We start from the raw sequence: 26,436 nt of genomic DNA on the forward strand, positions 1-26,436 counted from the left end.
ATACCTCACAGAGACAGGAACAGTCAGCATGCGTACTATCCAGGCATACCTCGAAGCGGCCAAGGAGCGCCGCGAGAACGGCGAGTCGGGCTTCTCGCTCGTCGAGCTCATCGTCGTCGTCGTGATCCTCGGCATCCTCGCCGCGGTCGCCATCCCGATCTTCATCGGCATCCAGGACCAGGCCGAGCAGAGCGCGGTCGACGCCGCCGCTGCGAACATGGCGAGCCAGGCTGTTGCGAATCTCGCCAACCCCGATTCGGCGGGAGCCCACGGAGTGCCCGCTTCGAAGGACGGCATCGCTTACACGGTTGCCCCGGCTTCTCCGACAATCACGAATGTCTGTGTCACCGCTGCAAAGGACGGAAAGACCGCGTCTAAGGGCCCCGGCTGCGCCTGATTAGTTGACTAAGAAGACTCTAGTTCCGGCCGAGGCGAGGGCGATTGTCCCCTTGGCCGGAACTAGGGTCGAGATCGAAAAATGGATTGGCCAGGTGTGAGGCTGTCCGATTCTCTGTGATGAGGGAGCACGCGATGCATGAGCGCGAGCGTCAGCGTTCGGACGATCGCGGCTTCAGCATGGTCGAAATCGTGATCGCCATGTTCCTCTTCGCGCTGCTCTCCGTGGCCGTGATCCCCGTGATCATCGGCGTCACCCAGCTCACCGCCCAGAATCGAGACGTGGAGGCCGCCCGAAGCGCGGTCAACGCCGACATCGCCTACCTGCGCGGCGTCTATCCCTCGGATCCGGCGGTGGACGCCGCGGAACCGTGCAGCGCGCTCCACGCCGGCGGCGGTCCCATCGGCCTCTCCAGTTCGATCGGCGACGGCATGGTCGCCACGCGATCCGCGGCCCCGTGCCCGGACGACCCGGACGACTTCCCCGCCTCCGTGAGCGTGCGCTACACGATCGAGCGGGAGAGCGACGGCGACGTCGTCGCCACTTTCGACACGAGCGTGCGGGTGACCCGATGACCGCCGCACGCGGAGTAGACGCGCAGGCCGGGATGTCGCTGGTCGAGCTGATCGTCGCCATCGCGGTCTCGTCGCTCCTGCTCGGCCTCGTCGCGGTGATCTTCGGCCAGGGGCTGAGCTCCCAGCAGCAGTCCGCGGAGCGAAACGCCGCGACGGAGCGCACCACGGCGCAGACCCTGCTGTTCAACGAGACGGTGCGCGACGCCGTTGCCTCGTGGTATTCGGGGGCCCGCGACGAGGTGCGGGTGCGCGTGGTCGACGCGGCCGGCACCGTGCGCTGCCGGGCCTGGCGCGTGGACGCCCCGCCGCCCGCGGCGAGCAGCCACGTCCTCGCCTACAAAGAGTGGACGCCCGCCGCCGGCGTGCCGTCCGAGTGGACCGCGCTCGACGGGAATGCGCGGCTCTACGACGACTCCGGCACGGCGTCGGGCCCGGCGATCCTCGCCGACACGCGCAGCGGCGCATCCCCGACCCTGAAGCTCCTGATCTATACGAACGAGCGGCGCCTGCCCGAGGAGGCCGTCGCGTCGTCCATCAGTCTGCGGCCCCTCACGCTGGCGGTCGCCGGAGGAGGTGCATGCTGGTGAAGCGTCCAGTGGACCTGTCGCGACTCGGCCTCGCCCGCCGCTCCCGGCGCCTGCGACCCGACGCCGGATCGACGATGGTGACCGTGCTCATCATCATGATGGTGCTCACGATCGGAGGCGTGGCGCTCGCCGCGATCGCCATGAACACCGCGACGATGGTGGCGAGCTCCAAGCACCGCACCAGCGCGCAGATGGTGGTCGACGGCGCTATCGCGACCCAGACGATCGAGCTCATGGAGGGCCGGCTCGCCTGCGACCCGGTCAACCAGCAGACCGGCAGCGGTCGGAACGGCACGGCCGCCGACTCGCCCGCCTTCACCTGGACCCTCGACTGCACCGTGAGCGGCGAGACCGGCACGGCCACGCTGCAGGCCCGCGCCAACGTCGACGGCGAGGAGGCCCTGCACCGGGCGGTGTTCAGCTACACCGCGGGCGCGGTGACCGGCACCGGAGGCGACATCACCTTCTTCGGCGAGAGCGACGTCACCTTCACCGCCGAGGTCGACGCCGGCACCCCGGAGAACCCCGTCGACGTCGTGATCCCGAAGGCCGGCTTCGTCTGCCAGACCGAGTTCTGGGGCAGCATCACCGCCAAGAAGGACATCAGAACCAACGGCGGCTGCACCATCCACGGCGATGTGACCTCGACCGAGGGAACGGTCAAGATGTCGAACTCGTCGGACACGATCACCGGAGACGTCGTCGCCGGCGGATCCGGCGAGAGCGAGCTGAACGGCTCCATCGGCGGGAGCGTGCACACCGCGGGGCCGATCGCGTTCTCGTGGAGCAACCGCACGATCGGCGGCTCGGTGATCGCCGACGGAGACGTCAAACTGCGCGAGACCCGCATCCAGGGCTCGCTCACGCTGCCGGCCTCGAAGACGCTGACCAAGAACTCGTGGGAGGGCGGGAGCTACGGTTCGCTCAACCGGCCGGGCAGCGTCGCGGCCCCCGTGCTGCCCGAGCTGCCGGACTGGTTCGAGTACCAGCACGATCCGGCCGAATGGGGCGGCTACGCGGTCCGGACCCTCAGCAGCAGCGGAAGCGGCCCGAACACCTGCGGCTACTTCAACTCCTGGCCGCAGACCGGATGGGTGGAGATGGCGAACCTCACCCAGAACACCATTCTCGACGCCCGCGCCTGCTCCACCCTGTCGACGAACGCCGGCACGTCGCCCGACGTGCAGCTCAGGCACAATCTGCTGATCCTGGCGCGGCAGGTCGACACGACCTCGTCGAAGTGGCGCGCCCACTCGAGCGCCGCATCGCAGCCGTCGCTGTGGTTCGTCACCGAGGATCCCAATCCGTCCGATCACGCGCCCACCTGCGGCTCGGGCCTCGGCCCGCTCTACCTGAACCACGTCGGCGCCGACACGTCCATCAGGACGATGGCGTATTCCCCCTGCGGCATCTACGTCGCCGGTCACTCGACCTTCAACGGGCAGCTCTACGGTGCGAGCTGGAGCTACGGCGGCGGACTGCGGTTCCTCGCGGACCCGATCGGGCTCCCGGGCATGGAATCGGAATCGGGAGGCGGAGGCGGTGAAGAGACCACCGGGCCGAGCGCGTTCACGCTCGTCTCCAGCCAGGATATGCCGATACCGTGAGCGAGCCGGTGAATTGGACCGTCGTCTGGGCGGTGTACTGCGGGGTGCTGGGACTGCTCATCGGTTCGTTCCTCAACGTGGTGGTGCACCGCGTCCCCGCGGGCAGATCGCTGATGCCGGGCAGCCGCTGCCCCGATTGCGACGCACCGATCCGCGCCTGGCAGAACGTGCCGGTGATCAGCTGGGCGGTGCTCCGCGGCAGGTGCGCCAACTGCGGGGGCCGCATCTCCCCGCGCTATCCGCTCGTCGAGCTCGGCACCGCGCTCGCCTTCGCCGGAGTGGCCTGGTGGTGGCTCGGGAGCGGGATCGATGCGGGAATGGGCACCGCCGCATCGGTCCTGCTGCTCCTCGCCTTCCTCTTCCTCGCGGCGGTGTCGATCGCGCTCGCACTGATCGACCTCGACACCTTCCGGCTGCCGAACGCCGTCGTTCTGCCCTCGATCCCGGTGTTCGCCGCGCTGCTGGTGGCGGCGACGCTGTGCGGAGCCGACCCCGCCGCGCTGCTGCGAGCGGCGCTCGGCGGCGCGGCGCTGACCGTCTTCTACGGGCTGCTCTGGTTCTTCTGGCCGGGTGGGATGGGGTTCGGGGACGTGAAGCTCGCGCTCCTGCTCGGTCTCGCGCTCTCGTGGCTGGGGTGGGGAGCGCTCGTGGTCGGCGCCTTCGCGGCGTTCCTCCTCGGCGGCGTCTTCGGGGTGGTCCTCATGGTGACGCGTCGGGCATCCCGGCGCTCCCGGATCCCGTTCGGACCGTGGATGATCCTGGGCGCGTGGGCCGGCATCCTCGCGGGCAACCGGGTGGCGGAGTGGTACGTATCGATCTTCCTCGCCGGGTAGCGGCGGGGACGGAGGCTTCAGGGCGATGAGGAAAGGAACCCCGGCATGGCGAGCAGCATAGTGGGCTTGGAGATCACCGAGGAGGAGGTGCGGGCGGCAGAGGCGACCACGGGCAGGAACCCGAGGATCCTCGCGCACGGGACGGTGCGGCTGCCGCGCGGCGCGGCCAAGGATTCCGAGGTGCTCGACCGCGCGGCCGTGGTCGGTGCGCTGCAGCAGCTCTGGCGGCAGGCCGGCTTCAAGAGCCGGCGCGTGGTGCTCGGCATCTGCAGCCGACGGGTGCTGGTGCGCGACTACCGCACGCAGGCGATGAGCCCCGAGCTGCTCAAGCAGGCGCTGCCCTTCCAGGTGGCCGATCTGCTCCCCGTGCCGGCCGACCAGGCGGTCATCGACTTCTATCCGATCGCGCAGGAGGGGGAGCAGCTCTCGGGGCTGCTGGTCGCCGCCGTCTCCGAGACGGTGACCGAGCTCGTCGAGACGCTCACGCAGGCGAAGCTGCACGTCGAGCAGGTGGACCTCTCCCCGTTCGGCCTGCTCCGCGCGATCGGCATGCTCACCGATTCGGCCGAGTCGGTCGCGATCGTGCACCTGGGCCCGCACACCAGCTACGTGGTCGTCTCCGTCCAGGGCGTCCCCCGCTTCGTGCGCATCATCCCGCTCGAGCTCGGCGCGGCCGTGCCGGAGCCGGAGGGAGAGGAGATCGCGGAGGGCGAGCACGCGGGGCCGACGGAGGAGGCCGGACCCCTGACGGCGCAAGAGCTGTCGCGCCGCTCGCGGCCGGCGGTCGCCGCGCCCCTCACCCCGGAGCGGATCGACGAGCTCGTCACCCAGATCGTCAACACCCTGCGCTTCCATCTCGAGCGATCCGGCGGGGGGAGCATCGCCCAGGTGTTCCTCACCGGCGCCGGCGCCGGCATCGCGGGGGTGCACCCCGCGTTCCGGGAGCGCTTCTCGGTTCCGGTGCACCTGGTCGGCGGGCACCATCTCGCGCAGTCCAACGTCACCTCCCGCCACGGCCAGGAGGATCTGGAGCTGCTCACCCCCGTGGGCCTGGCGATGGCGGAGGCGCGCTGATGGACCTGCTGCCCAGGAAGTCCGGCCCGGCGCAGGTGGCCGCCGGCGGCACGCCGCGGGTCAACCTGCTGCCCCGGGAGGTGGTGGAGCGCCGCGCGCAGCGCACGATCCTCAAGAACTGGGGCTTCCGCCTCCTCGGCGCCGTGGTCGTCGTCGGCGTCGTCTGCGTCCTGCTCTTCGCGTGGCAGGCGATCGCGGCGCTGCGCCTCAGCGCGGTGCAGGCCGACGGCCAGGCTCTCCTCACGCAGATCGCGGCGAAGAGCGAGATCGGCGAGCTGCTCAACCGGGAGCAGGAGCTCACGGGGTTCCGCGCCGAGGCCCGGTCGACGGATCTCTCGTGGGAGCGGACGATCGACCGCATCCGCGAGGCGCTGCCGGACGACGGCTGGGTGTGCGCCTACGAGCTTCGTTCCGGCGCCGAGCCGAGCGGCGACCCCGAGACCGGCGTCGGGTTCGTGGGAACCGTCACCGTCTGCGGCCCGTTCCCCGCGGGAAGCGCGTTCATGGGCGACATCCTCTCGGTGAAGGGGGTCGCCTCCGCCACCGTGCTCGAAGGCTCCTGGGACGACGAGATCGACGCCTATGCGCACACGGTCGAGATCGCCTTCGACCAGACGGTGTACGCCGGACACGATGATGAGGAGGCGGGCGAATGAGACTCGAAGCCAGGCTCGTGAACCTGCTCGGCCTACTGGTGCTCGTCGGGGTGCTCGCGCTCGGCATCGTGCTGATCGCGCTGCCCATGTACGAGCGCGGCCAGGAGGCCAACCGCGAGATCGCCGACAGCGAGCAGATCAACGCGGGATACCGGGCCCAGCTCGGCGTGCTGAACGACGCGGAGGCGCGCCGCGGCGAGATCGAGCGGAGCATCGCGCAGGTGCGGAGGCAGATCCCCGAGGGCGCCGAGTACGACAGCGCGCTGGAGCTCATCGAGAACGCGCTCGAGGAGGAGGACGGCTTCGTCAAGCTGACCGCCTTCGGCGAGCCCGCCGACTTCGCGCCCAGACCGGATCCGACCGCGGACGAGGGCGACGACGGCGAGCCCGCCCCGCCGGCCGACCCGGCGGCCGAGGACCCGGCCGCCGCATCCGGGACCGAGGCCCCGGCCGCGGGCGCCGCCGACGCGGAGCCGCCCGCGGATCCGCGTCAGCAGATCGAGCTGACGATCGAGATCGCCGTGCCCGACGTGGTGACCGCGACGGCCATCCTGGACGAACTGCGGGCGGGGCCGAGACTCCTGCTCGTCACCTCCGCGAAGGTGGAGCGCGAGGAGGACGAAGAACGCGGCATGGAGGGCAGACTCACGGTGACGGCGCAGATCTTCAACCGGACGGGGGCGGACTCGTGACCGATCCGTCCGCCCGCCAGCCGATGCGCCGCGAGCGCCGCCGGGAGTCCCTCGCAGCCGAGACGGCCCCCGGAGGGCTCGGCGCGGGGCACGGGCTGCGGGGGCTCCTGGAGACCGCGCACCGCTCGCGCGCGTCCGACGTGCACCTGACCGAGGGGCTGCCGCCGCAGATGCGCGTCGACGGCGACCTCGTCGCGATCCCCGGCGGCGAGCAGCCGCTCTCGCGCGAGTGGTTCCAGTCGGCCCTCGCCGAGATGATGACCCCGCAGCAGCTCGAGGATCTGGCCGGAGCCGACGAGCTCGACTTCTCGGTGGCGGTCGCCGGGCTCGCGCGCTTCCGCGTGAACGTGTTCCGCCAGCTCGGCTCGCTCGCCGCCGCCATGCGCTTCATCCCCGACGAGGCGAAGCCGCTCGAGGAACTCGGCGTGCCGGCCATCGCGGCCGATCTCGCCGTGCGGCCCCGGGGGCTCGTGATCGTGACCGGGCCCACCGGCTCGGGCAAGTCGACCACCCTCGCCGCGATGATCGACCTGGTGAACCGCCGGCTGCCCGCCCACGTGGTCACGATCGAGGACCCCGTCGAGTTCCGCCACGAGAGCAAGACCGCGTTGATCCACCAGCGGGAGGTCGGCAGCGACACCAGATCCTTCGCCGAGGCCATGCGGCGCGTGCTGCGGCAGGATCCCGACATCATCCTCATCGGCGAGCTCCGCGACCCCGAATCGATCGCGACCGCGCTGACGGCGGCCGAGACGGGCCACCTCGTGCTCTCGACGCTGCACACGCAGTCGGCCGCGAAGTCGATCAACCGCATCGTCGACGCCTTCCCGCCCGCGCAGCAGCAGCAGGTGCGCACCCAGCTCGGCGACACGCTGCAGGGGATCATCACGCAGACGCTCCTGCCGAAGGCCGTCGGCCACGGCCGCCTCATCGCGACCGAGGTGCTCGTGAACACGCCGGCGATCGCCAACCTGATCCGGGAGGGCGAGGTGAGCCAGATCTACTCGATGATCCAGGCCGGGCGCAGCCTCGGCATGCACACCCTCGACCAGGATCTCAAGCGACTGGTGGAGCAGGGCGAGATCACGCTCGAACTCGCCCAGTCCCGGGCGCAGGATCCCAAGTCGATCGTCGAGGGCGTGCGCGTGAGATCGGGGCTGAGAGAGGACGCGTGGATGGGCGAGATGGGCAACCAGCAGAGCGACGGGTGGGCCGACTGATGGCGGCGAACGAGGAGTACAGCTACCGCGCCGCCGACGCCACCGGCAAGATGGTCACCGGCACGCTCGAGGGATCGAGCCGCGACGCGGTCGTGGGCGCCCTGCGCGGTCGCGGCCTGACCCCGCTCGACGTCTCGGTCGTCTCGAAGACCGGCCTGAACACCGAGATCCGCATCCCCTGGCTGGAGGGGCACGTGAAGGCCGACACGCTCGCCGTGTTCTCGCGGCAGATGGCCGGGCTGCTGAACGCCGGACTGCCGCTGCTGCGCGCGCTCGCGGTGCTCATCGAGCAGGCGGAGGACAAGAAGCTCAAGGCGGCGCTCTCCCAGGTGCGCACGGGCATCGAGCAGGGCCAGACCCTCTCGGCGGCGATGGGGAGGCATCCCAAGGTCTTCCCCCCGCTCATGGTGAGTCTGGTGCGGGTCGGCGAGATGGGCGGCTTCCTCGCCCAGACCATGACGAGCGCGGCCGACACCTACAAGACCGAGGCCGAGCTGCAGAACAAGATCAAGTCGGCGACGACCTATCCGGTCATCGTGCTCATCATCGCGCTGCTCGGCGCGCTCGGCATGGTGATGTTCATCGTGCCGATCTTCGCGAGCATGTTCGACAACCTGGGCTCGGAGCTCCCGCTGCCGACCCAGGTCCTGGTGGGGCTGTCGCAGAACATGGGCTGGATCTTCCCGCTGCTCGTCGTGCTCGTGATCGGCGGATTCCTCTGGTGGCAGTCGCAGAAGCACACCGACCGGGTGCGCAGCGTGGTCGACCCGTGGCGGCTCAAGATCCCCGTCTTCGGCAAGCTCGCGACCAAGGTGGCGGTCGCGCGGTTCAGCCGCGGTCTGGCGATGATGCTGGGGGCCGGCGTGCCCCTGGTGCAGGCGCTCGACATCGTCGGGCAGGCCGCGAACAACTTCAGGATCGAGCAGGCGGTGCGCGCCGTGCAGGAGTCGATCAAGCAGGGGAAGAGCTTCTCGAAGCCGCTCGAGGAGTCGGGCGTGTTCCCCTCGATCGTGGTGCAGATGGCCGCGGTCGGCGAGGAGTCGGGCACGCTGCCGGACATGCTCGAGAGCATCGCCGAGTTCTACGACGACGAGGTGAAGACCGCCACCGAGCAGCTCACCTCGGCGATCGAGCCGCTGCTGATCGTGGGGATCGGCATCCTCATCGGCGGCATGGTGGTGTCGCTCTACCTGCCGATCTTCTCGATCTACGGAGAGATCGCGAACACCTGATCGTCCCGGATCCCGCTCCGGGTCAGGCGGAGACCCGGAGGACCTCCTCGATGGTCGTCGCGCCCTGCTGCGCCTTCTCGAAGCCGTCCTGACGCAGCGTGATCATGCCCTGCCGGAGGGCCGTGTCGCGCAGCTCGGTGCCGGAGGCGTGCGAGATGACCTGCTGCTCCAGCTCCTCCGACATGGTCATCACCTCGTGCAGCGCGAGGCGGCCGTGGTAGCCCGTCCCCGAGCACTCCGGGCAGCCGACCGCTCGGTAGAACGTGGGCCGGCGGCCGGTCTCGTGCGGGATGCGGAGGGCGGCGAGCTTCTCCGGATCCTCGGCGTAGGGCTGCCGGCACCTGAGGCAGAGCCGCCGCGCGAGCCGCTGCGCGACGATCGCGTTGACGGCGGTGCCCACGAGGAACGGCTCGCAGCCGATGTTGATCAGCCGGGTGAGCGCGCTCGGCGCGTCGTTGGTGTGGAGCGTCGAGAGGACGACGTGCCCGGTGAGCGCCGCCTCGATCGACATGGTCGCGGTCTCCTGATCGCGGATCTCGCCGACGAGCACGATGTCCGGATCGGAGCGGAGGATCGACCGGAGCGCGGTGTGGAAGTTGAGCCCCGCCTTGTGGTTCACCTGCACCTGGCTGATCCCGGCGATCCGGTACTCCACCGGATCCTCCACCGTGATCGCGTTCACCTGCGGAGTGGCGATCGTGCTGAGCGCCGTGTAGAGCGTCGTCGACTTGCCCGAGCCGGTCGGGCCGGTCACGAGGACCATGCCGTACGGTCTCGAGATGGCCTCGGTGAAGCTGCGCTCGTTCCGCTCCGAGAAGCGCAGATCCTTGAGCGTGAGCTCCTGCGCGGAGCCCGCCAGGATGCGCATCACGATCTTCTCGCCCCACACCGTGGGGAGCGTGGCCAGGCGCAGGTCGATCCTCCGGCCGTTGTGCTGCACGGAGATCCGGCCGTCCTGCGGCTTGCGCCGCTCCGCGATGTCGACGGCGGCCATGATCTTCAGGCGGGAGATCACGCCGTCCTGGATGGCCCGGCTCGCCTGCTGCGTCTCCTGCAGCACGCCGTCGATCCGGTATCTCACCGTGAGGTGCTTCTCGCCGGGCTCGATGTGGATGTCGCTCGCGCGGTCGTCGATCGCCTGGGAGATCAGCAGGCTCACGAAGCGCACCACCGGGGCGTCGTCGGAGGTGCTGTCGAGGGACTCGGAGGCGGACGTCTCGATCTCGGAGTCGGAGGTGTCGTCCATCTGGACCGAGAGCTCGCTGAGCTCCTCGTCCATGCGGAGGAACCGTCCGAAGGCGAGGTCGAGCGCGTCCGACGCCACGGCCGCGGGGGCGATGGCCAGGCCGGTGGCGGTGGTCACATCGTCGATCGCGATCAGATTGCTGGGGTCGACCATGCCGACGAGCAGATGGCGCCGGGTCCGCCTGACGGGGATCAGCTGGTATCTGCGGCAGAGCGCGGCCGGCACCAGCGAGATGGTCTCGGGGCTCAAGGCCTCCCGCCCCAGATCGACGTAGGGCACGCCGGCGCGGCTCGCGACCGCCTGGGCGATATCGTTCTCGCTGGCGAGGCCGTCCGCCACGACTCGAGCGCGGAGCTCCTTGCCGTCGCCGTGCTCCGCGACGAGCGCGCCCATGCGCTCGGTCCCCACGATGCCGGCGGACACGAGGCTCTCTGCAACTCTCACTCCGACATTCTCCGCTATCCGCGACGGGCGGGCAACTCAGCCGCGCCGTCCGCTCGGCGAGTCGCGGAGCCCGCTGCGACGCGCGCGGAGCGTCGGTCGAACGATGGGCCGGAGAGGGCTACAGCGCGATGTTCTGCTCTGCGGATTTGACTCGCAGTCGCGCGAGCGCCAGGTTCGAGCGAGCCCGATCCACCGCGACCCAGATGAAGATCTCGGGCTTCGCGGCGATCGGGCGGATGATGTGGTACTGATCGCCGAGGGTGACGAGAATGTCCTCGATGCTCTGTTCGAGCCCCAGCGCGCGCATGGTGTTGAGCTTGGCCCGCATGAACTCCGTCGTTCCCGCCGCGGCGACCTCCAGATCCAGTCCGCTGCCGGCCGAAGCGAGGAGCATGCCGGACTCGCTGTCGCCGAGCAGCGCCGCCAGGCCGCCGTCGATATCGTTGACGAGGTCGTTGAGCACTTCGTTGATGGACATGGGAGTCCTCCTTCTACTGTGATTCGGTTACGTGGAAGTCCGTCGGATCCGGCGCACCCGCCTGCGGGTCGAGGGCGGAGAGCTCGGCGCCGAGGTCGCTGACGACGCCGCGCGAGATCGAGATCGCCTGACCCGCGACCTCTTCGGCGCCGAACACCGCGAGCAGCATGATCGGGTGGCCGGGAACCCGGCGGAGCAGCACCCGGCCGGCGTCCGCCTCGATGAGCGTGTACGTCGTGCCACCGATGGCGCGGTTGCGCGCGACGGCCTCGGTGAGCGCCTGGAGCGAGCTCGCGATGCTGGCGAGACGCTCGTCCTGCGCGCCCGACGAGGGGCGGCGGGTGATCTCGAAGCCGTCGTCCGTCGCGAACGCGGCGATCTGGAGCGAACGGCAGCCGGAGCGCAACGTCTCGATCGCGCGGTTGCAGGCGGCCACGATTCGCAGATCTCGAGGCGCGTGGAAGGACCCGTCGGTATTCATCGTCTGCTCCCCCTGATGAGTTCTCGGGCTTCGACGTCTGCGATCAGAGTCATCAACGCCACCCGCATCTGTTCGGTGTCTCTGGCATCGATCTCGAACACCGGGATCGGTCTGCCGGGGAACAATCTACCGGTTGCGGCCTGCGCGCGTCCGAGGGCGCCGGGACCGTGCACGTCGCTGCGCGTGACGCCGACGACCACGCCTCCGCGCTCGACGATGTCGCCGAACGCCTCGAGATGCTCTTCGATGCTCCCTCCGATATCGGGGCTGTCGGCGTGGACGAGGAGGAGGAGGCCCATCGCGCGATCCTTCAGGATCTCCCACATGAAGTCGAATCGCCGCTGCCCGGGAATACCGTACATGCGGATCTTCTCGGTCTCGTTGATGCCGATCTCGCCGTAGTCGAGGGCGACCGTGGTCGTCTCCTTGTCGAAGGTGGCGCGGTCCGAGTTCGTCGCCTCGGTGGAGATCACCTCGATGTCGCTGAGCGAGCGGATGGCGGTCGTCTTCCCCGCGCCCATCGGGCCAGCGAACAGGATCACATGCTCGGTCACGGCGTCAGAGCCCCAGCCTGGCACGGAGCCGCTGGAAGAGCCCGGGCTTGCGCGCGGGGGCGGCGGGCGCGGGCGCCGGCGCGGCCGGGGTCACGAAGGCCGCCGTGTCGCGAGGCGCCGCGATCCGCAGGGTGTTCATGAGGCTCAGGGCGTTGATGAGCGCCCGCGTCGCGTGGAGCGATCGGTCCGAGAAGCCCGCGAGCTCCTCGACCGTGAACATCCCGTTGGCGAGCATGGCGGCCTGCCGCATGTCGTCGAGCTCGGGATTGATCGTCGTGAGGTTCGGCCAGCGCTGCAGCCGGTAGAGGTCGTCGGGCTGCAGCCACGGGGCGAGGCGGTCGGCGAAGGCCTCGCGGCTGATCCTCCAGAGCAGCCCGTCGAGATTCCGGCCCTGCGACTGCGCGGCGAGATCGCTCGGCGAGAAGGTGATGCGCACGTTCGCGGGTATGGCCGGCAGCGAGGCCGGTTCGTCGTCCCAGACGTAGCTCTGCTCGAACGTGTCCACCGTGATCGTGGACTGCTCGGCGATCCCGATGCGAAGGGCGACCGCCTCGCGGCTGACCAGCGCGGAGTGCAGCGCGAAGGCCACCCCCGCCCATCCGGTCTCCGGGGCGTCCGGATGGTGGCGGCTCGGCAGGTCGAGTGACGCGACGGGCCGCCCCCAGTCGAGGTTGCCGCGCGTCTCCTGCGTCCATTGCGCCCCGTCCCAGCGGCGCAGGGAGAGGCGTCCCTCCGGATCCGGGTACCAGCCATCCGCGACGCGCTGGTTGGTGTCGATCATGTGGGCTCCGACGAAGTCTGTAGGGGCGGACGGGGAAATGCGGCATCGTTCGACGCGTTCTCGGGCGACCGCCTCATCCGTATCCTCGGGCCGACCCCCGTCCCCGGGGCCCCGTTCGGGGCCTCGGAGCCGAGGACTGCCGCCGGTCCGCGAACGAGAATCCGGAGCCGCTTACCGTTCACTGTAGGCATCCGGGACCGCCCCGTGCGGAGCCGGATTCCACCGCCCCGGGGATATCACCCATCAATATCATCCTGACGATCGCTTTCCGGCGGCCGTTCCCGCGGCGCCGGTGCGTATTCGGGCGTGCCGCTCCCCGTCGCGCGGGAACCCGCCACTAAGATCTGGTTCTGGGGGAAAGGGTCCGGGTTCTTCATGCCCGGCGAATAGGGGAGGACGTAATGGACGGGCATGGTCGTGCCGGCTGCGATTCCGATGCGGACAGAGAGTGGCCGCACGGCGTTCTCCGCTCAGACCGCCATGCGTGACGCTCCGTCCCCCGAAGCCTCCGGGTACCCCTCGGCACCGGCGCTCAGACGAGCCGAGTATCCCTCCGAGCGCGTCTGGCAGCGCCACTTCGCCGGCGGGCCGTCCCTCCCCGAGATCCGACGGCCGAATCTGATTCGCCGCGCGCTCGACGCGTCGGTGCGTTGGGCGTCCGTCAGCGGTGCCCCCGGCACGGGACGAACGACCCTGCTCAACCAGATCTGCGCGGAGCTCGCTCTGGAGGGGGAGAGCTTCCACGCGTTCTGGACCGCGCGGCGCGCCGGCGTCGCCTATGACGCCCTCTTCCGCGGAGGTTCGCGGGGTCTCGCGGGGCTGGCGCGGTGGCTCGACCTCCGGGCCGCGGAGAACCCGAGCGGAACCTTCACCGTGCTGATCGACGACTTCGACCTGCTGGCCCCCGCCACGCACCAAGCCGCGCTCGAGGCTCTGCTCGAGGCTGTTCCGCGGCTCCGGGTGGTCACCACGACGATCGACCCGCTGTCCGCCGCGTCGATCCGTCTCGACGATCGCCGCTTCATGCAGTTTCCCGCGGACGCGCTCCTCTTCAGCTACGAGGAGACCAGGGATCTCTGCGACCTCGTGCTGGAGCGCGCCACCTCCCGGGAACCCCGGGGAGCCCGACGGCTGACCGAGGACGAGATGCGCGCGGTGTTCGTCGCCACCAGGGGCTTCCCGCTCGGCGTCGCCCTGGCCGTGGACCGCATCGCGGAGCTCGGCGAGTGGAGCGAGGCCGTGTTCGCCCAGCAGATGCAGGCGGTGTTCGCGCATATTCTGCGGATCCAGTCGCTCGCCCACCGGCGCTCGGGGTTCTCCGAGCTGATCGAGACGTTCTCGCTCATGCCGAGATTCACCCTCCAGCACATCGCGATCTGCCTTCCCGGGATCGCCCCGGACGCCGTCGAGGCGCTCGAGGCCTTCCCCGCCTGCGACACGCGTCATCAGACCAAAGCCGGCGAATACGTCTGGTCCGAGGAGTTCTGGCACGCGGCGGTGCAGCGGAACAGCATGAAGACCCTCGCCCGACGCGAGCTCGCGGTGAAGCTCTATGAGAGCAACGAGGTGGGCGCGGCGTTCGAGCAGTGGTTCCTGGCCGGAGATCTCGCGCAGGCGGAGGCGGTTCTCCGCGCTCGATTCCTCACCGTGTACGAGACGCTCTCTCCCGAGGTCGCACGCGGCGTGCAGGAGGCCTCTTCGGCCAGGCTCAGAGACTTCCCGCTGCTCAGGGCGGTGCAGATGCTGCTGGATCCGCACGCCTCGAGGGAGGATCTGCGCGTGTGCGCAGAGAATCTGAGCAAACTCGGTGCGAAGCAGAGCGCGACGGCGCCGATGATGCTCGCGGTCCGGGCTGCCGTGCTCGCGCGAAAGCGGCTCGTCGTCGCGGCCAGGGAGCAGGCCGAACGGGTGCTGCGGGAACTCGAGCGTCCGCTCGAGGAGGAGCCGGACGACCAGACGCTCTTCTCGCGGGCCGAGGCCGCGCTGACGGCCACGCTCGCGCTCTTCGCCTGCGGAACGATTCCGCACGGTATGGTCTCGCTGCCGCACGCCGGTGGATCCGTGTTCCTCGGCTACCGCCGGCTTCTGGCGCAGCAGCTGCTGGATCGCGTCAGACGGGCGCCGACGCTCCCGGAGCCCATCCGGCGGCTCCCCGAGCCCTACAGCTACCGGGCGCTGATCTTCTCCGGCGCCACCTGCGTGCGCGAGGCCTCCGCCATGGAGAGGGTGGACCGGGCCTTCGACGACGTGCTCGGCGCCGTCCGCCGGGACGCCCCCGCCGAGGGGTCGCTCATGGCCGACATCCGCGGTGCGAGCGGGTATCCGCGCATCTTCGGCACGTTCGTCGAGGGCCTCGGCAAGCTGCTCAGCGGCAACCTGGAGGGCGCGATGGAGACGGCCTACCGTGCGGAGGCCCCCGAGCCGTCGGCGACGGTGCTCCGCGCGATCGTGCTCCTCGCGTCGGGACGCGAGCGCGACGCCCTTTCGCAGATCGAGAGCATCGAAGACGGCTGGGGCGAACGCGTGGAAGCCGACAGATCGGTGCTGCGGGCCAGCGCCAGGCTGCGATGCGGCCGTCTGGAGTCGGCCCGGATGGCGCTGCTGCAAGCCGAGCATCTGCCGCAGACCGCACTGGTCCAGGCGCTGACGTATCTCACCCCCTCGGACGTCGACGACCTGGTCGCCCTGGTCCCGAGTTTCGGCCCTCTGCGCACGGCCGCGACGCTCGCGGGCGCGCTCGGCTCCGGCGAGACCCTCGGCGAGGGGAACGAGTTCCAGGCGCTGACCGATCGCGAGCGCCTGGTGCTGGAGGAGCTGCGTGAGGGGCTGAACACCCGTGAGATCGCGGAGAAGCACTTCTTGAGCATCAACACGGTGAGGACGCATGTCCGGTCGATCGGGAAGAAGCTGGATGCGAGCGGGCAGGCCGAGATGCTGCGCCGGGCGGAGCAGCTGATGATCTTCCAGCGGCCGCTGGCGATCGGATGAGCCCTCCGGCGTCTGGTCGTAGGGCCCGGTCGTGTCGGCCCGCGCGAGCCGCAAGGAGTAGACTGTTCTGACGCCCGCAGACCAGGAAAGGCAGGCGCAGTGACCTATGTGATCGCGCTCCCGTGCGTGGACGTGAAGGATCGCGCATGCGTCGACGAGTGTCCGGTCGACTGCATCTACGAGGGGGAGCGCTCGCTCTACATCCACCCGGACGAGTGCGTCGACTGCGGCGCCTGCGAGCCGGTCTGCCCGGTCGAGGCCATCTACTACGAGGACGATCTGCCGAGCGAGTGGGCCGAGTACTATACGGCGAACGTCGATTTCTTCGACGAGATCGGTTCGCCCGGCGGCGCCGCGAAGGTCGGCGCCTACGATTTCGATCATCCCATCGTCGCGGCGCTGCCGCCCCAGGGCGAGTAGGGTCCTCGTGCCGACGCTCAGGGATCCGCTGCCCGACTATCCGTGGGACACGATGGCCCCGTTCATCGAACGGGCGCGCCGCCACCCGGGCGGAGTCCTCGACCTGTCGATCGGATCCCCGGTCGATCCCACCCCCTCGGTGGCTCGCGAGGCGCTCGCCGCCGCCGCGGAGGCGCACGGCTACCCGGCGACCGCCGGCGCGGCGGACCTGCGCGAAGCGATCTCGGAGTGGACGCTTCGTCGGCGCGGGGTGACGGTCGCCCCCGACGCCGTGCTGCCGACCATCGGCTCCAAGGAACTCGTCGCGCTGCTGCCGCTGCTGCTGGGGATCGGCCGGGGCGAGGCGGTCGTGCATCCGCGGATCGCCTACCCCTCGTACGCGATGGGCGCGGCGCTCGTGGGGGCGGAGTCGGTCGCGGCCGACGACCCGGGGGAGTGGCCGGCCGGCACGCGGCTGGTGTGGGTCAACTCGCCGTCGAATCCCGACGGCCGCGTGCTCGGCGTCGCCGAGCTGCGCTCCGCGGTCGCGCGAGCGCGTGAGCTGGGCGCCGTGATCGTGGGCGACGAGTGCTACGCGGAGTTCGGCTGGGAGGCGCCGTGGGATATCGAGCGGATCCCCTCGATCCTCGACCCCCGCGTCGTCGGCGACGATCATCGCGGGGTGCTCGCCGCCTACTCGCTGAGCAAGCAGTCCAATCTGGCGGGGTATCGCGCCGCGTTCGTCGCCGGGGACGCCGAGCTGATCGCCTCGCTGCTGCGCGTGCGCAAGCACGCGGGCCTGATCCCCCCGGCTCCGGTGCAGGCGGTGACGGCGGCGGTGCTCGGCGACGAGGCGCACGTCGACGCGCAGCGCGAACGCTATCGCGCGCGCCGCGCCCTGCTGAGGCCCGCGCTCGAGGCCGCCGGCTACCGCATCGACGGCAGCGAGGCGGGTCTCTACCTGTGGGCGACCCGCGGCGCCGACGCCTGGGAGAGCGTCGCCGAGCTCGCCGAACTGGGCATCGTGTCCGGGCCCGGGCACTTCTACGGCGTGCACTCGCCCCAGCACGTCCGCCTCGCGCTGACCGCGAGCGACCCGGTGATCTCGGCCGCCGCGGAGCGGCTGAGCCTCGCCGCCGCGCGTTCGAGCCAGGCCGCAGACGGCCCGGCCTGAGCGCTCGGGGCGCGGCCGAAACCCGCTCACGGGGGACGGAAGAACTTCGATATCGAGATACTTTTCGGCGGCGGGAAGCCGCGAGGTTGCCGAAAACCGGTGCTCGTGTCGCTAGACTGACGAGGTGGCAGGCGTCTCATCGGACGCTGGACACGCACACCCGACCCCCACGAGGAGACGACTGTGACCGAATCGACGGCGTTCGAATCAACATCGGGCCGGAACGGCACCGCCAAGCTGACAGTGAGCGGGAGCGAGGTGGAACTGCCGCTGCTCGCCGCGACCGATGGCCAGCCGGCCATCGACGTGAGCGCGCTGACCAAGCAGACCGGCTACACCGCGCTGGACTACGGATACGTGAACACGGCCTCGACGAAGTCGTCGATCACCTACATCGACGGCGACGCCGGGATCCTGCGCTACCGCGGCTACCCCATCGAGGAGCTCGCGGCCAAGTCGACCTTTCTCGAGGTGGCCTACCTGCTGATCTACGGCGAGCTTCCGAGCGCGGACGAGCTCGCGGCCTTCGACGGCGAGATCCGCAGGCACACCCTCCTGCACGAGGACATGAAGTACTACTTCGAGGGAGTGCCGCACACCGCGCATCCGATGGCGGTGCTCTCGGGCGGCCTGCAGACGATGTCCACCTACTACGAGGACTCGCTCGACACCGCGGTGCCCGAGTTCGTCGAGGTCAACACGATCCGCCTGCTCGCGAAGCTGCCGGTGCTCGCGGCCTACTCGCACAAGAAGTCGATCGGCCAGGCGTTCCTCTACCCGAACAACGATCTCGGCTTCGTCGAGAACTTCCTGCGGCTGAACTTCGGCAACAAGGCCGAGAAGTACGTCATGAACCCGGTGCTCGTCGACGCGCTCGACAAGCTCCTGATCCTCCACGCGGATCACGAGCAGAACGCCTCGACCTCGACCGTGCGCCTCGTCGGTTCGACGGGCGCCAACATGTTCTCCTCCGTGTCGGCAGGCATCAACGCCCTCTCGGGCCCGCTGCACGGCGGTGCCAACGAGGCGGTGCTCGACATGCTCGGCCAGATCCAGGAGAGCGGTCAGGGCGTGCGCTCCTTCGTTGAGCGGGTGAAGAACAAGGAGGCGGGCGTGAAGCTGATGGGCTTCGGGCACCGCGTCTACAAGAACTACGATCCCCGTGCGCGCATCGTCAAGGAGAGCGCCGGCCGCGTGCTGAGCGAGCTCGGCGTCAACGATCCGCTGCTCGCGCTCGCGCAGGAGCTGGAGCAGATCGCCCTCGAGGACGACTACTTCAAGGAGCGCCGGCTCTACCCCAACGTCGACTTCTACACGGGCGTCATCTACAAGGCGATGGGCTTCCCGACCCGCATGTTCACGGTGCTGTTCGCCATCGGCCGCCTGCCGGGCTGGATCGCGCAGTGGCGCGAGGCCCGAGAGGATCGGCAGACCAAGATCGGCCGGCCCCAGCAGCTCTACATCGGATCGCCGGAGCGCCATCTCGACCGCTGAGCGGGTGAGCGCGGCCCCCTCCCTCGATTCGCTAGGCGACGAGAAGCACCCTCCGCGACGAGAATGATGCTCGGCACCCGTCGCGGAGGGTGCCCCTCGTGCCGGAGCACCGTTCTCGCGGCAGCACATCCGGACCCGACGCACGCTGCCACCGGCCGAGGGGAGAGCGAGCGCTCAGGCGTGCAGCGCCTCGTTGAGGGCGATGCCGGCGCCCGTGCGCGGGAGCGCCTCGACGGCGCCGGTCGCGGAGTTGCGGCGGAACAGGAGGCTCGGAACTCCCGAGAGGTCCGCGGCCTTCACCTCGACCGCCGCTCCGCCCGACGCCTCCGTGCCGTGGGGCAGCCGCACCTTCGTGCCCGCGGTGACGTAGAGGCCCGCCTCGACCACGGTGTCGTCGCCGATCGAGATGCCGACGCCCGAGTTCGCCCCCAGCAGCGCGCGCTCGCCGATCGAGATGCGCTGGGTCCCGCCCCCGGAGAGCGTGCCCATGATCGAGGCCCCGCCGCCGATGTCGGATCCGTCGCCCACCACGACGCCCTGGGAGATGCGCCCCTCCACCATCGAGGCGCCCAGCGTGCCCGCGTTGAAGTTCACGAAGCCCTCGTGCATCACCGTCGTGCCGGGGGCCAGATGCGCGCCCAGGCGCACGCGGGCCGTGTCCGCGATACGCACGCCGCGCGGAACGACGTAGTCGGTGAGCCGCGGGAACTTGTCGAGGCCGGCCGCGGTGATGCCCGCGCGGCGGAGGATCGGGAGGCGCCGGGCGTAGTCCTCCGGCAGCAGCGGGCCGGCCGTGGTCCACGCGACGTTCGGCAGCACGCCGAAGATCCCGTCGAGGTTGATGCTGTTGGGCCGGACGAGGCAGTGCGAGAGCAGGTGCAGGCGGAGGTAGGCGTCCGCAGTGCTCGAGGCGGGGGCGTCGAGGTCGATCTCGATGTCGACGAAGCGCGACTCGACGTCGCGGAGCTCGTCGCGCCCGAGCAGCGATTCGAGCTCGGCCGGCGCGATGTGGGGATCGTGCCCGCTCGGACGCGCGCCCAGCCGCGGCGCCGGGAACCAGGCGTCGAGGGTCGTTCCGTCGGCGGCAGTGGTCGAGAGGCCCTGGGCCCAGGCTGCGCGTGTCTCAGTCATAACGACTACAGTAGTGGGGATGAGCGCGGACCTGTTGAACGTGGACGCCGGCCCGGTCGAGCTGACCCGGCAGCTGTGCGACATCCCCTCGGTCTCGGGCGACGAGCGTCGGATCGCCGACGCGGTGGAGCGGCTGCTGCGTGATCGCGCCCCCCACCTCCGGATCATCCGCGACGGCGACACGATCGTCGCGCGCACGGAGCTCGGACGGGATCGACGCGTGGCCATCGCCGGTCACCTCGACACCGTCCCGGTCAGCGCGAACGCGCCCGTGCCCGGCGGCGCCAATCTGCCGGTGCGCGACGGGCGCGACGCCGAGACCGGCGAGGCGCTGCTCTGGGGGCGCGGCACGGTCGACATGAAGGCCGGGGTGGCGGTGCAGCTGGCCCTCGCGGTGGAGCTCGCCGACCCCGCCGTCGATCTGAGCTGGGTGTGGTACGACCACGAGGAGGTCGCCTCGGAGCTGAGCGGGTTGGGCCGGGCGATGCGCCACCACCCGGCGCTCTTCGAGGCTGACTTCGCGATCCTCGGCGAGCCCTCCAACGGCACGATCGAGGGCGGCTGCAACGGCACGCTCCGGGCGCGGGTCGTGCTGCGCGGCAGGCGAGCGCACTCGGCCAGGGCCTGGATGGGTCGCAACGCGATCCACCGCGCCGGGGAACTCCTCGAGCGCCTCGCGCGGCACGAGCCCGAGCGCATCGTGGTCGACGGGCTCGAGTACCGGGAGGGCCTCAACGCGGTGAGCATCGAGGGGGGAGTGGCCGGCAACGTGATCCCGGATCACTGCGCCTTCGAGGTGAACTACCGCTTCGCCCCCAGTCGCAGCGTCGAGCAGGCCGAGGCGGTCGTGCGGGCGTTCTTCGCCGATGCCGACGAGGTGCGCATCGTGGACCGGGCTCCGGGCGCCCGGCCGGGCCTGGACGCGCCGCTCGCCCGCGGTTTCGTGGACGCAGTCGGGCGGGAGCCGGCCGCCAAGCTCGGATGGACCGACGTGGCGCGCTTCTCCGCGCTCGGGGTGCCCGCCGTGAACTTCGGGCCGGGCGATCCGCTCCTCGCCCACGCCGACGACGAGCGGGTGCCCGTCGCGCAGATCGTCGACAGTCATGCGGCGCTGAAGGCCTGGCTCACGCGCTGATCCGCGGCGTAACCGGGAGGCACCCGCCTCGCGCTGCCCGCTCCGGGCCGATAAAATGGAGGGGACCGAATAGAACTCTGAGGAGGCGTCATGGCTGCGATGAAACCGAGGACTGGGGACGGGCCGATGGAGGCCGTGCGCGAGACCCGCGTGATCGTGCTGCGCGTCCCGCTCGAGGGGGGCGGACGCCTCGTCGTCTCGGTCAACGACGAAGAGGCCACCGAACTGCGAGACGTCCTCTCGGCGGTCCTCGACGGTTAGCGGCGTTCCCCGGCCTCGGGGAACGTTTCAGCCGTTCAGACGGGTCACCGTCAACAGGCCGTCGCCCGCAGGCGCGCTGGAGCTTGGAGCAAAGCCCGTTGGGCTTTGCCGCGACGCCAGCGCAGAGGCCGGCCCGGCCTCTGGGAACGTTTCAGCCGTTCAGACGGGTCACCGTCAACAAGCCGTCGCCCGCAGGCGAAAGCACCGGCGCTATCGCCGTCGAATCGCCGACCGTCGCGAGCAGGTCGCGCAGATTCCGGGTGACCGTGTCGCGCGCGGCCGGATCCGGCACCCGTCCGTGGGCGAACGCGTTCGGCACGACGATCGTGCCACCCGGGCGCACGATCTGCAGCGCCGTCTCGAAGTAGTCGAGCAGCCGCTCCGGATCGGCGTCGATGACCGTCAGATCGTAGGCCTCCAGGTTGAGGCGGGGCAGCACCTGGGCGGCATCGCCCTCGATCAGCCGGAGGCGGGACTGCGCGATCCCGGCATCGGCGAACACCGTGCGCGCCTGCCGCAGATGCTCGGCTTCGATCTCGATCGAGGTGAGCGTCGCCTCCGGGGCGTAGCGGAGGAGCGCGAGGCCGCTCACTCCCACTCCGGTGCCGAGTTCGCAGATCGCGGTCGTCGCGGTGGCGGCCACCAGGCCGGACAGCTGCGCGGCGATGGCGCGGCTGACCGGCTCGACGCCGAGCTCGAGCGACAGCCGGCGCGCCCGCACCTGGGCGTCGGTCTCAGTGGGGTACTGCTCTGCATACTGCCAGTTGCGTTCGAGGCGGCTCACTGTTTCTCCGTCATCCATCGTCTTCGGGCCCGTGCGGGCGCTGCTCAGCTCAGCGTACAAGTGTCGGGCGCGCGCTCGGCGGTGACGCGCGGTGCGGGGTCCGGGTCGCCGTGACTACACTGGCCTCATGGGCCTGACGTTCGACAAGATTCTGGTGATCCTGGTGATCGCCATGTTCTTGCTCGGCCCCGAGCGGCTGCCGGTGTATGCGAAGAAGCTCGGCGAACTCGTACGCGGGATCAAGCGCATGGCCGACGGCGCGAAGGATCGCCTGCGAGACGAGATGGGCCCCGAGTTCGAGGAAGTGGACTGGAAGCAGCTCGATCCGCGTCAGTACGATCCCCGCCGGATCATCCGGGATGCCCTCGTCGAGGATGAGCGCGAGGCGGCCGCGGCCGCCCGCCGCGCCCGCCAGGCCGAGGCGGCGGAGGCCCGCAAGGCGAGGCTCAGGGAGCACGAGCAAGCCGTCGCGCAGGGCACGGCGCCCAACTTCGACGAAGAGGCGACCTGAGGGCTGAGCAACACCGTTCGGGCGATCAGCCCGGGCTGAGGGGGAGGGGCGTGCCGACGCGGCTGGGGCCGCCGGTGATGAGCCGCGAGGCCAGCTCGATCAGCGCCAGCGACGCGGGGTCCTCCGGCTCCGCGAGAACCGCCGGCGTGCCCGCGTCGCCGTGCGCGCGGAACGAGGCGCTGAGCGGTACGCTCCCCAGGAGGGGGATCTCGCCGTGCTCCTCGTCGCTCAGCCGCTCCGACACGAGTCGCCCGCCGCCGCTGCCGAAGAGCTCGAGCACGGTGCCGTCCGGCTGCGGCAGCCCGGCCATGTTCTCGACGACGCCGATCACGCGCTGACCCGTCTGCCGGGCGACGAGCGCGCTGCGCACCGCGACGTCGGCCGCGGCCTCCTGCGGGGTGGTCACCACGAGCACCTCGGCCTGAGGCAGGAGCTGGCCGACGCTGATCGCGATGTCTCCCGTCCCCGGGGGGAGATCGAGCAGCAGGACGTCCACGTCGCCGAACCAGACGTCGCTCAGGAACTGCTCGACGGTGCGATGCAGCATGGGGCCCCGCCACGACACCGCGGTCGAGCGGGGATCCGCGTCGCCGAGGAACATGCCGATCGAGATCACCTTCACGCCGTGCGAGACCGGGGGCAGGATCAGCTCGTCGACACGGGTGGGCTGCTCGGTGCGGCCGTCGCTGCTGAGCCCCATGAGGGCCGGGATGCTGAACCCGAAGACGTCGGCGTCGATGAGTCCGACCGACAGGCCCCGGGCGGCGATCGCCGCCGCGAGATTCGCGGTGATGCTCGATTTGCCCACCCCGCCCTTGCCGCTGGTCACGGCGATCACGCGCGTCAGCGCGCCGAACTGCGAGGTCCGCTTGGCGCGGCCCCCGCGCACCCGTTCGATGAAGGCCTGCCGCTCCTCGGGGCTCATCACCCCGACGTCGACACGGGCCTCGGTCACCCCGGGAGCGGAGGCCGCCGCCGCGAGCGTGTCGGCCTCGATCCGTCTCGCCGCGGGGCACGCGGCGATGGTGAGCGAGAGCTGCACGATCGCGCGGCCGTCGGCGTCCACCGACGCCTCCGTCACCATGCCCAGATCGGTGATGGGGCGCAGGATCTCCGGATCGCGCACCCGGCCGAGCGCGCGCCAGAGCCCCGCCTCGACCTCGTCGGGCCGGGGCGCATCCGCAGCCGGATCAGGCATCGCGGGGCTCGTCCTCCGGGCCGTTCGAGGGAGAGGGCGTCCGCGCCGGGTCCGTGCCATCGGGCTCGTCGAAATCCGACTCGGCGCGCGTCTCCTCCTGCGGATCCTCGGCCAGCTCGGCGAGCAGCGCCCGCAGCTCGGCCCGGACGAAATCGCGGTCCGGCAGATCTTTGATCGCGAGGCGGAGCGCCACCACCTCGCGTGCGAGGAACTCCGTATCGGCGAGGTTGCGCTCGGCCCGCTGCCGATCCTGCTCGATCTGCACCCGGTCCCGATCGTCCTGGCGGTTCTGAGCGAGCAGGATCATCGGCGCCGCGTAGGACGCCTGCAGCGAGAGGATCAGCGTCAGCGCGGTGAAGCCGAGCGCGGCGCTGTCGAAGCGCAGATGCTCCGGGCCCAGGATGTTCCAGACGAGCCAGGCGACGCAGAACAGCGTCAGCACCAGCAGGAACCAGGGGGTGCCCATGCCGCGCGCGATGCCCTCGGTCCAGCGGCCGAACACCTCGTTGCCGCCGACCTCCTCGCGCAGCTCCTCGGCGCCGAGTGCGCCCGCGTCATCCGCGCCGAAGCGGCCGCCGCGCGCGCCGCGCCGCGCCGTCGGCTGCGGGGAGTCCAGCTCCGGCGAGCGCCGTCCGAACAGCCTCACCGTCCGCTCCCGTTCTCCGGGCCCTGCGGCTCGTCCGCATGACGCCAATCATCGGGCAGCAGGTGGTCGAGCACGTCGTCGATCGTGACCACCCCCACCAGCTGCCGCTGCTCGTCGACCACCGGCAGCGCGACCAGATCGTAGCTCGCGAGGCGGCGGGCCACCTCGCTCGCGCTCGCGCTCGCGGGGATCGCCTCGATCTCGCCGTCGATCAGTGCCGAGATGCGCTCGTGCGGGGGGAAGCGCAGCATCTTCTGGAAGTGCGCCATCCCCAGATACTCTCCCGTCGGCGTCTCGTACGGCGGATGGGTGACGTAGACCGCGGACGCCATGGGCACGGGGACCTCTTCGCGGCGGATCATGGCCAGGCCCTCCGCCACGCTCGCCTCTCCCGAGAGCACGATCGGGGAGGGGCTCATCAATCCTCCCGCCGTGTCGGCGTCGTACTCGAGCAGGCGCCGCACGTCCTTCGCCTCCTCCGGCTCCATCAGCTCGAGCAGCTCCTCGCCGCGCGCGGCCGGGAGCACGGAGATCAGATCCGCGGCGTCGTCGGGCTCCATCCGGTCGAGCACGTCCGCGGTGCGCGCGATCGGCAGCTGCGCGAGCAGGGCGAGCTGATCCTCCTCGACCATCTCCTCGAGCGCATCCGCGACCCGGTCGTCCGAGAGCTCCCCGACCACCTCGATCATCCTGGTCTGCGGCAGCTCGAGCAGGGCCTCCGCGAGATCCGCGGGCTTCAGGTCCACGAGCGTCTGGATCAGGAGCTCCGCGGACTGCGCGCCCGAGGCGTCGCTGGGGAGCCGCACATCCGCCCAGCGGACGATCCTCGTCTCGCCCCTGGCGAACGGCGCCGCGGGTTTGGGCAGTCGGACGAAGAGCTCCGACACGGTCCAGTCGCCGGAGCGGCTGCGGTCGATCGCGGCGTCCTCGATCGTCGCCCGGGTCCCGTCGACCAGGCCCACCTCCCGGCCGATCATCTCGGCGATCATCCGGGTCTCACCGCCGCGCTGCTCGAATCTGCGCACGTTGATGAGGCCGGTCGTGATGACCTGACCCGCGGCGATCGAGGTGACGCGGCCGATGGGCACGAACACGCGGCGCTTGCCCGGGATCTCGACGATCAGCCCCACCACGCGCGGGGCGGCGGCGGCGCGATAGATCACCAGCACGTCGCGGACCCTGCCGATCCGCTCGCCCGCGGGATCGAACACCCCGCGGCCGCCGAGACGCCCCACGAATATCCTCGAACTGCTCACCACTCCAGGGTAGTGGGTCGAGCATCGTGACGAACCGATCCCGAGTTCCCGGCGCGGGACAGTTGGTGGGAGAATCGAGGTATGAGTCTTCCCGGTTCGCCCTCCTCCCGACGCCCCCCGCAGCTGCCCGAGCTCCCTCAGGGCGAGATCATCTCGACCTACGACCGCTACGCCGACGCCAAGCAGGCGGTGGACCACCTGGTGCGCGCCGACTTCCCGGTCAACGAGGTCTCGATCGTGGGCAACGACGTGCGCAGCGTGGAGCGCGTCACCGGGCGGCTCACCTACGGACGCGTCGCCCTGATGGGGGCGCTGTCGGGCGCGTACCTGGGTCTGTTCCTCGGTCTGCTGCTGTTCATCTTCCAGCCGGAGAACTCGGCGATCGCGGGCGTGTTCTTCTCCGCGATCGCGATCGGCGCCGGCTTCGGCATGCTCTTCGGGGTGCTGTCCTACGCCATGAACCGCAACCGCCGCGACTTCTCCTCCGTGATGCAGTTCGTCGCCACCCGCTACGATCTGATCACCTCCGCGGAGCTGGTGGGGCGGGCGCGGGGCATCCTCGGCGGCGAGAGCGGCGAGAGCGGCGAGTAGCGGCGCCGCTG

General features: G+C 70.5%; 28 protein-coding genes. 18 read left to right on the forward strand and 10 right to left on the reverse strand.

Going from position 1 to position 26,436, the window contains the following annotated elements; genetic code table 11:
• Positions 1-28: 28 nt before the first annotated feature.
• The 10 genes from J4H92_RS03985 to J4H92_RS04030 all read left to right on the forward strand — a co-directional run bounded on the left by J4H92_RS03985 (position 29) and on the right by J4H92_RS04030 (position 8,873).
• Positions 29-397, forward strand: a complete 369-nt coding sequence (locus tag J4H92_RS03985; RefSeq protein WP_208096287.1) for a prepilin-type N-terminal cleavage/methylation domain-containing protein — start codon at positions 29-31, stop codon at positions 395-397.
• Between the two features lie 134 nt (positions 398-531).
• Positions 532-972, forward strand: a complete 441-nt coding sequence (locus tag J4H92_RS03990) for a PulJ/GspJ family protein (RefSeq protein ID WP_208096290.1) — start codon at positions 532-534, stop codon at positions 970-972.
• A complete protein-coding gene (locus J4H92_RS03995; protein ID WP_208096293.1) occupies positions 969-1,559 on the forward strand; it encodes a PilW family protein in 591 nt (196 codons plus the stop codon). Before J4H92_RS03990 ends, J4H92_RS03995 begins: the two co-directional genes overlap by 4 nt.
• Positions 1,556-3,166, forward strand: a complete 1,611-nt coding sequence (locus J4H92_RS04000) for a PilV family protein (RefSeq protein WP_208096295.1) — start codon at positions 1,556-1,558, stop codon at positions 3,164-3,166. The genes J4H92_RS03995 and J4H92_RS04000 overlap by 4 nt, the downstream gene beginning before the upstream one ends.
• The gene (locus tag J4H92_RS04005) at positions 3,163-3,999 is read left to right on the forward strand and encodes a prepilin peptidase (protein WP_208096298.1); all 837 of its coding nucleotides are present in this window, start codon (positions 3,163-3,165) and stop codon (positions 3,997-3,999) included. The genes J4H92_RS04000 and J4H92_RS04005 overlap by 4 nt, the downstream gene beginning before the upstream one ends.
• A gap of 45 nt (positions 4,000-4,044) precedes the next feature.
• The gene (pilM, locus tag J4H92_RS04010; RefSeq protein WP_208096301.1) at positions 4,045-5,073 is read left to right on the forward strand and encodes a pilus assembly protein PilM; all 1,029 of its coding nucleotides are present in this window, start codon (positions 4,045-4,047) and stop codon (positions 5,071-5,073) included.
• A complete protein-coding gene (locus tag J4H92_RS04015) occupies positions 5,073-5,729 on the forward strand; it encodes a hypothetical protein (protein ID WP_208096304.1) in 657 nt (218 codons plus the stop codon). The genes pilM and J4H92_RS04015 overlap by 1 nt, the downstream gene beginning before the upstream one ends.
• Entirely contained in the window at positions 5,726-6,421 is a 696-nt protein-coding gene (locus J4H92_RS04020) for a hypothetical protein (RefSeq protein WP_208096308.1), read from the forward strand. The genes J4H92_RS04015 and J4H92_RS04020 overlap by 4 nt, the downstream gene beginning before the upstream one ends.
• Positions 6,418-7,641 (forward strand): type IV pilus twitching motility protein PilT, encoded by a 1,224-nt coding sequence (locus J4H92_RS04025; RefSeq protein ID WP_341782986.1) that lies wholly within the window; start codon positions 6,418-6,420, stop codon positions 7,639-7,641. The genes J4H92_RS04020 and J4H92_RS04025 overlap by 4 nt, the downstream gene beginning before the upstream one ends.
• The gene (locus J4H92_RS04030) at positions 7,593-8,873 is read left to right on the forward strand and encodes a type II secretion system F family protein (RefSeq protein ID WP_341782987.1); all 1,281 of its coding nucleotides are present in this window, start codon (positions 7,593-7,595) and stop codon (positions 8,871-8,873) included. The genes J4H92_RS04025 and J4H92_RS04030 overlap by 49 nt, the downstream gene beginning before the upstream one ends.
• Positions 8,874-8,895: 22 nt before the next feature.
• Here the strand turns inward: J4H92_RS04030 and J4H92_RS04035 are convergent, their stop codons facing one another.
• The 5 genes from J4H92_RS04035 to J4H92_RS04055 all read right to left on the reverse strand — a co-directional run bounded on the left by J4H92_RS04035 (position 8,896) and on the right by J4H92_RS04055 (position 12,857).
• A complete protein-coding gene (locus tag J4H92_RS04035; protein ID WP_208096325.1) occupies positions 8,896-10,563 on the reverse strand; it encodes an ATPase, T2SS/T4P/T4SS family in 1,668 nt (555 codons plus the stop codon).
• A gap of 118 nt (positions 10,564-10,681) precedes the next feature.
• Entirely contained in the window at positions 10,682-11,041 is a 360-nt protein-coding gene (locus J4H92_RS04040; protein WP_208096328.1) for a roadblock/LC7 domain-containing protein, read from the reverse strand.
• Positions 11,042-11,054: 13 nt separating this feature from the next.
• Positions 11,055-11,522, reverse strand: coding sequence for a roadblock/LC7 domain-containing protein (locus J4H92_RS04045; protein ID WP_208096332.1), 468 nt, complete (start codon positions 11,520-11,522; stop codon positions 11,055-11,057).
• Positions 11,519-12,076 carry an ATP/GTP-binding protein gene (locus tag J4H92_RS04050; RefSeq protein WP_208096335.1) on the reverse strand — a complete coding sequence of 186 codons (558 nt, stop codon included), beginning with the start codon at positions 12,074-12,076 and terminating at the stop codon, positions 11,519-11,521. The genes J4H92_RS04045 and J4H92_RS04050 overlap by 4 nt, the downstream gene beginning before the upstream one ends.
• Positions 12,077-12,080: 4 nt before the next feature.
• Positions 12,081-12,857, reverse strand: a complete 777-nt coding sequence (locus tag J4H92_RS04055) for a DUF2510 domain-containing protein (protein ID WP_208096338.1) — start codon at positions 12,855-12,857, stop codon at positions 12,081-12,083.
• 480 nt (positions 12,858-13,337) lie between these two features.
• Here J4H92_RS04055 and J4H92_RS04060 point away from each other — a divergent pair, with 480 nt between their 5' ends.
• The 4 genes from J4H92_RS04060 to J4H92_RS04075 all read left to right on the forward strand — a co-directional run bounded on the left by J4H92_RS04060 (position 13,338) and on the right by J4H92_RS04075 (position 18,912).
• The gene (locus tag J4H92_RS04060) at positions 13,338-15,845 is read left to right on the forward strand and encodes a LuxR C-terminal-related transcriptional regulator (RefSeq protein ID WP_208096340.1); all 2,508 of its coding nucleotides are present in this window, start codon (positions 13,338-13,340) and stop codon (positions 15,843-15,845) included.
• Between the two features lie 99 nt (positions 15,846-15,944).
• Complete coding sequence (gene fdxA, locus J4H92_RS04065; RefSeq protein ID WP_208096342.1) at positions 15,945-16,265, forward strand: ferredoxin; 321 nt, start codon at positions 15,945-15,947, stop codon at positions 16,263-16,265.
• Positions 16,266-16,272: 7 nt separating this feature from the next.
• A complete protein-coding gene (gene dapC / locus J4H92_RS04070) occupies positions 16,273-17,418 on the forward strand; it encodes a succinyldiaminopimelate transaminase (RefSeq protein WP_341782988.1) in 1,146 nt (381 codons plus the stop codon).
• 183 nt (positions 17,419-17,601) lie between these two features.
• Complete coding sequence (locus tag J4H92_RS04075; protein WP_208096346.1) at positions 17,602-18,912, forward strand: citrate synthase; 1,311 nt, start codon at positions 17,602-17,604, stop codon at positions 18,910-18,912.
• A 174-nt stretch (positions 18,913-19,086) separates the two neighbouring features.
• Here J4H92_RS04075 and dapD read toward each other — a convergent pair whose 3' ends face one another.
• Positions 19,087-20,043, reverse strand: coding sequence for a 2,3,4,5-tetrahydropyridine-2,6-dicarboxylate N-succinyltransferase (gene dapD / locus J4H92_RS04080; protein WP_208096348.1), 957 nt, complete (start codon positions 20,041-20,043; stop codon positions 19,087-19,089).
• A gap of 19 nt (positions 20,044-20,062) precedes the next feature.
• Here dapD and dapE point away from each other — a divergent pair, with 19 nt between their 5' ends.
• A complete protein-coding gene (dapE, locus tag J4H92_RS04085) occupies positions 20,063-21,178 on the forward strand; it encodes a succinyl-diaminopimelate desuccinylase (RefSeq protein ID WP_208096350.1) in 1,116 nt (371 codons plus the stop codon).
• Between the two features lie 90 nt (positions 21,179-21,268).
• A complete protein-coding gene (locus tag J4H92_RS04090) occupies positions 21,269-21,439 on the forward strand; it encodes a DUF3117 domain-containing protein (protein WP_208096352.1) in 171 nt (56 codons plus the stop codon).
• Positions 21,440-21,590: 151 nt separating this feature from the next.
• Here J4H92_RS04090 and J4H92_RS04095 read toward each other — a convergent pair whose 3' ends face one another.
• Positions 21,591-22,223: a class I SAM-dependent methyltransferase gene (locus J4H92_RS04095; RefSeq protein ID WP_208096354.1), complete on the reverse strand. Its 633-nt coding sequence runs from the start codon at positions 22,221-22,223 to the stop codon at positions 21,591-21,593.
• A gap of 127 nt (positions 22,224-22,350) precedes the next feature.
• Between J4H92_RS04095 and J4H92_RS04100 the strand changes: the two genes are divergently transcribed.
• Positions 22,351-22,734 carry a twin-arginine translocase TatA/TatE family subunit gene (locus tag J4H92_RS04100; protein WP_208096356.1) on the forward strand — a complete coding sequence of 128 codons (384 nt, stop codon included), beginning with the start codon at positions 22,351-22,353 and terminating at the stop codon, positions 22,732-22,734.
• Between the two features lie 25 nt (positions 22,735-22,759).
• On the opposite strand, the gene J4H92_RS04105 is transcribed toward J4H92_RS04100, so the two are convergent.
• The 3 genes from J4H92_RS04105 to J4H92_RS04115 form a co-directional block, all read right to left on the reverse strand.
• Positions 22,760-23,932, reverse strand: coding sequence for an Mrp/NBP35 family ATP-binding protein (locus J4H92_RS04105; protein ID WP_208096358.1), 1,173 nt, complete (start codon positions 23,930-23,932; stop codon positions 22,760-22,762).
• Positions 23,925-24,461, reverse strand: coding sequence for a DUF1003 domain-containing protein (locus tag J4H92_RS04110; protein WP_243751998.1), 537 nt, complete (start codon positions 24,459-24,461; stop codon positions 23,925-23,927). The genes J4H92_RS04105 and J4H92_RS04110 overlap by 8 nt, the downstream gene beginning before the upstream one ends.
• A gap of 113 nt (positions 24,462-24,574) precedes the next feature.
• Complete coding sequence (locus J4H92_RS04115; RefSeq protein WP_208096360.1) at positions 24,575-25,834, reverse strand: magnesium transporter MgtE N-terminal domain-containing protein; 1,260 nt, start codon at positions 25,832-25,834, stop codon at positions 24,575-24,577.
• A gap of 81 nt (positions 25,835-25,915) precedes the next feature.
• On the opposite strand from J4H92_RS04115, the gene J4H92_RS04120 reads away from it, so the two are divergent.
• On the forward strand, positions 25,916-26,425 hold the full coding sequence (locus J4H92_RS04120; RefSeq protein WP_208096362.1) for a YflT domain-containing protein: 510 nt from the start codon (positions 25,916-25,918) through the stop codon (positions 26,423-26,425).
• Positions 26,426-26,436 lie beyond the last annotated feature (11 nt).

The sequence above is a fragment of the Leucobacter weissii genome (assembly GCF_017565745.1).
GTDB lineage: Bacteria > Actinomycetota > Actinomycetes > Actinomycetales > Microbacteriaceae > Leucobacter > Leucobacter weissii.

Excerpts from the sequence above, each read along its gene's own strand:
- J4H92_RS03985 (WP_208096287.1), top strand. The coding sequence starts at position 29 with ATGCGTACTATCCAGGCATACCTCGAAGCGGCCAAGGAGCGCCGCGAG.
- J4H92_RS03990 (WP_208096290.1), top strand. The coding sequence starts at position 532 with ATGCATGAGCGCGAGCGTCAGCGTTCGGACGATCGCGGCTTCAGCATG.
- J4H92_RS03995 (WP_208096293.1), top strand. The coding sequence starts at position 969 with ATGACCGCCGCACGCGGAGTAGACGCGCAGGCCGGGATGTCGCTGGTC.
- pilM (WP_208096301.1), top strand. The coding sequence starts at position 4,045 with ATGGCGAGCAGCATAGTGGGCTTGGAGATCACCGAGGAGGAGGTGCGG.
- J4H92_RS04015 (WP_208096304.1), top strand. The coding sequence starts at position 5,073 with ATGGACCTGCTGCCCAGGAAGTCCGGCCCGGCGCAGGTGGCCGCCGGC.
- J4H92_RS04020 (WP_208096308.1), top strand. The coding sequence starts at position 5,726 with ATGAGACTCGAAGCCAGGCTCGTGAACCTGCTCGGCCTACTGGTGCTC.
- J4H92_RS04040 (WP_208096328.1), bottom strand. The coding sequence starts at position 11,041 with ATGTCCATCAACGAAGTGCTCAACGACCTCGTCAACGATATCGACGGC.
- J4H92_RS04045 (WP_208096332.1), bottom strand. The coding sequence starts at position 11,522 with ATGAATACCGACGGGTCCTTCCACGCGCCTCGAGATCTGCGAATCGTG.
- J4H92_RS04055 (WP_208096338.1), bottom strand. The coding sequence starts at position 12,857 with ATGATCGACACCAACCAGCGCGTCGCGGATGGCTGGTACCCGGATCCG.
- J4H92_RS04060 (WP_208096340.1), top strand. The coding sequence starts at position 13,338 with ATGCGTGACGCTCCGTCCCCCGAAGCCTCCGGGTACCCCTCGGCACCG.
- dapD (WP_208096348.1), bottom strand. The coding sequence starts at position 20,043 with ATGACTGAGACACGCGCAGCCTGGGCCCAGGGCCTCTCGACCACTGCC.
- dapE (WP_208096350.1), top strand. The coding sequence starts at position 20,063 with ATGAGCGCGGACCTGTTGAACGTGGACGCCGGCCCGGTCGAGCTGACC.
- J4H92_RS04090 (WP_208096352.1), top strand. The coding sequence starts at position 21,269 with ATGGCTGCGATGAAACCGAGGACTGGGGACGGGCCGATGGAGGCCGTG.
- J4H92_RS04100 (WP_208096356.1), top strand. The coding sequence starts at position 22,351 with ATGGGCCTGACGTTCGACAAGATTCTGGTGATCCTGGTGATCGCCATG.
- J4H92_RS04105 (WP_208096358.1), bottom strand. The coding sequence starts at position 23,932 with ATGCCTGATCCGGCTGCGGATGCGCCCCGGCCCGACGAGGTCGAGGCG.
- J4H92_RS04120 (WP_208096362.1), top strand. The coding sequence starts at position 25,916 with ATGAGTCTTCCCGGTTCGCCCTCCTCCCGACGCCCCCCGCAGCTGCCC.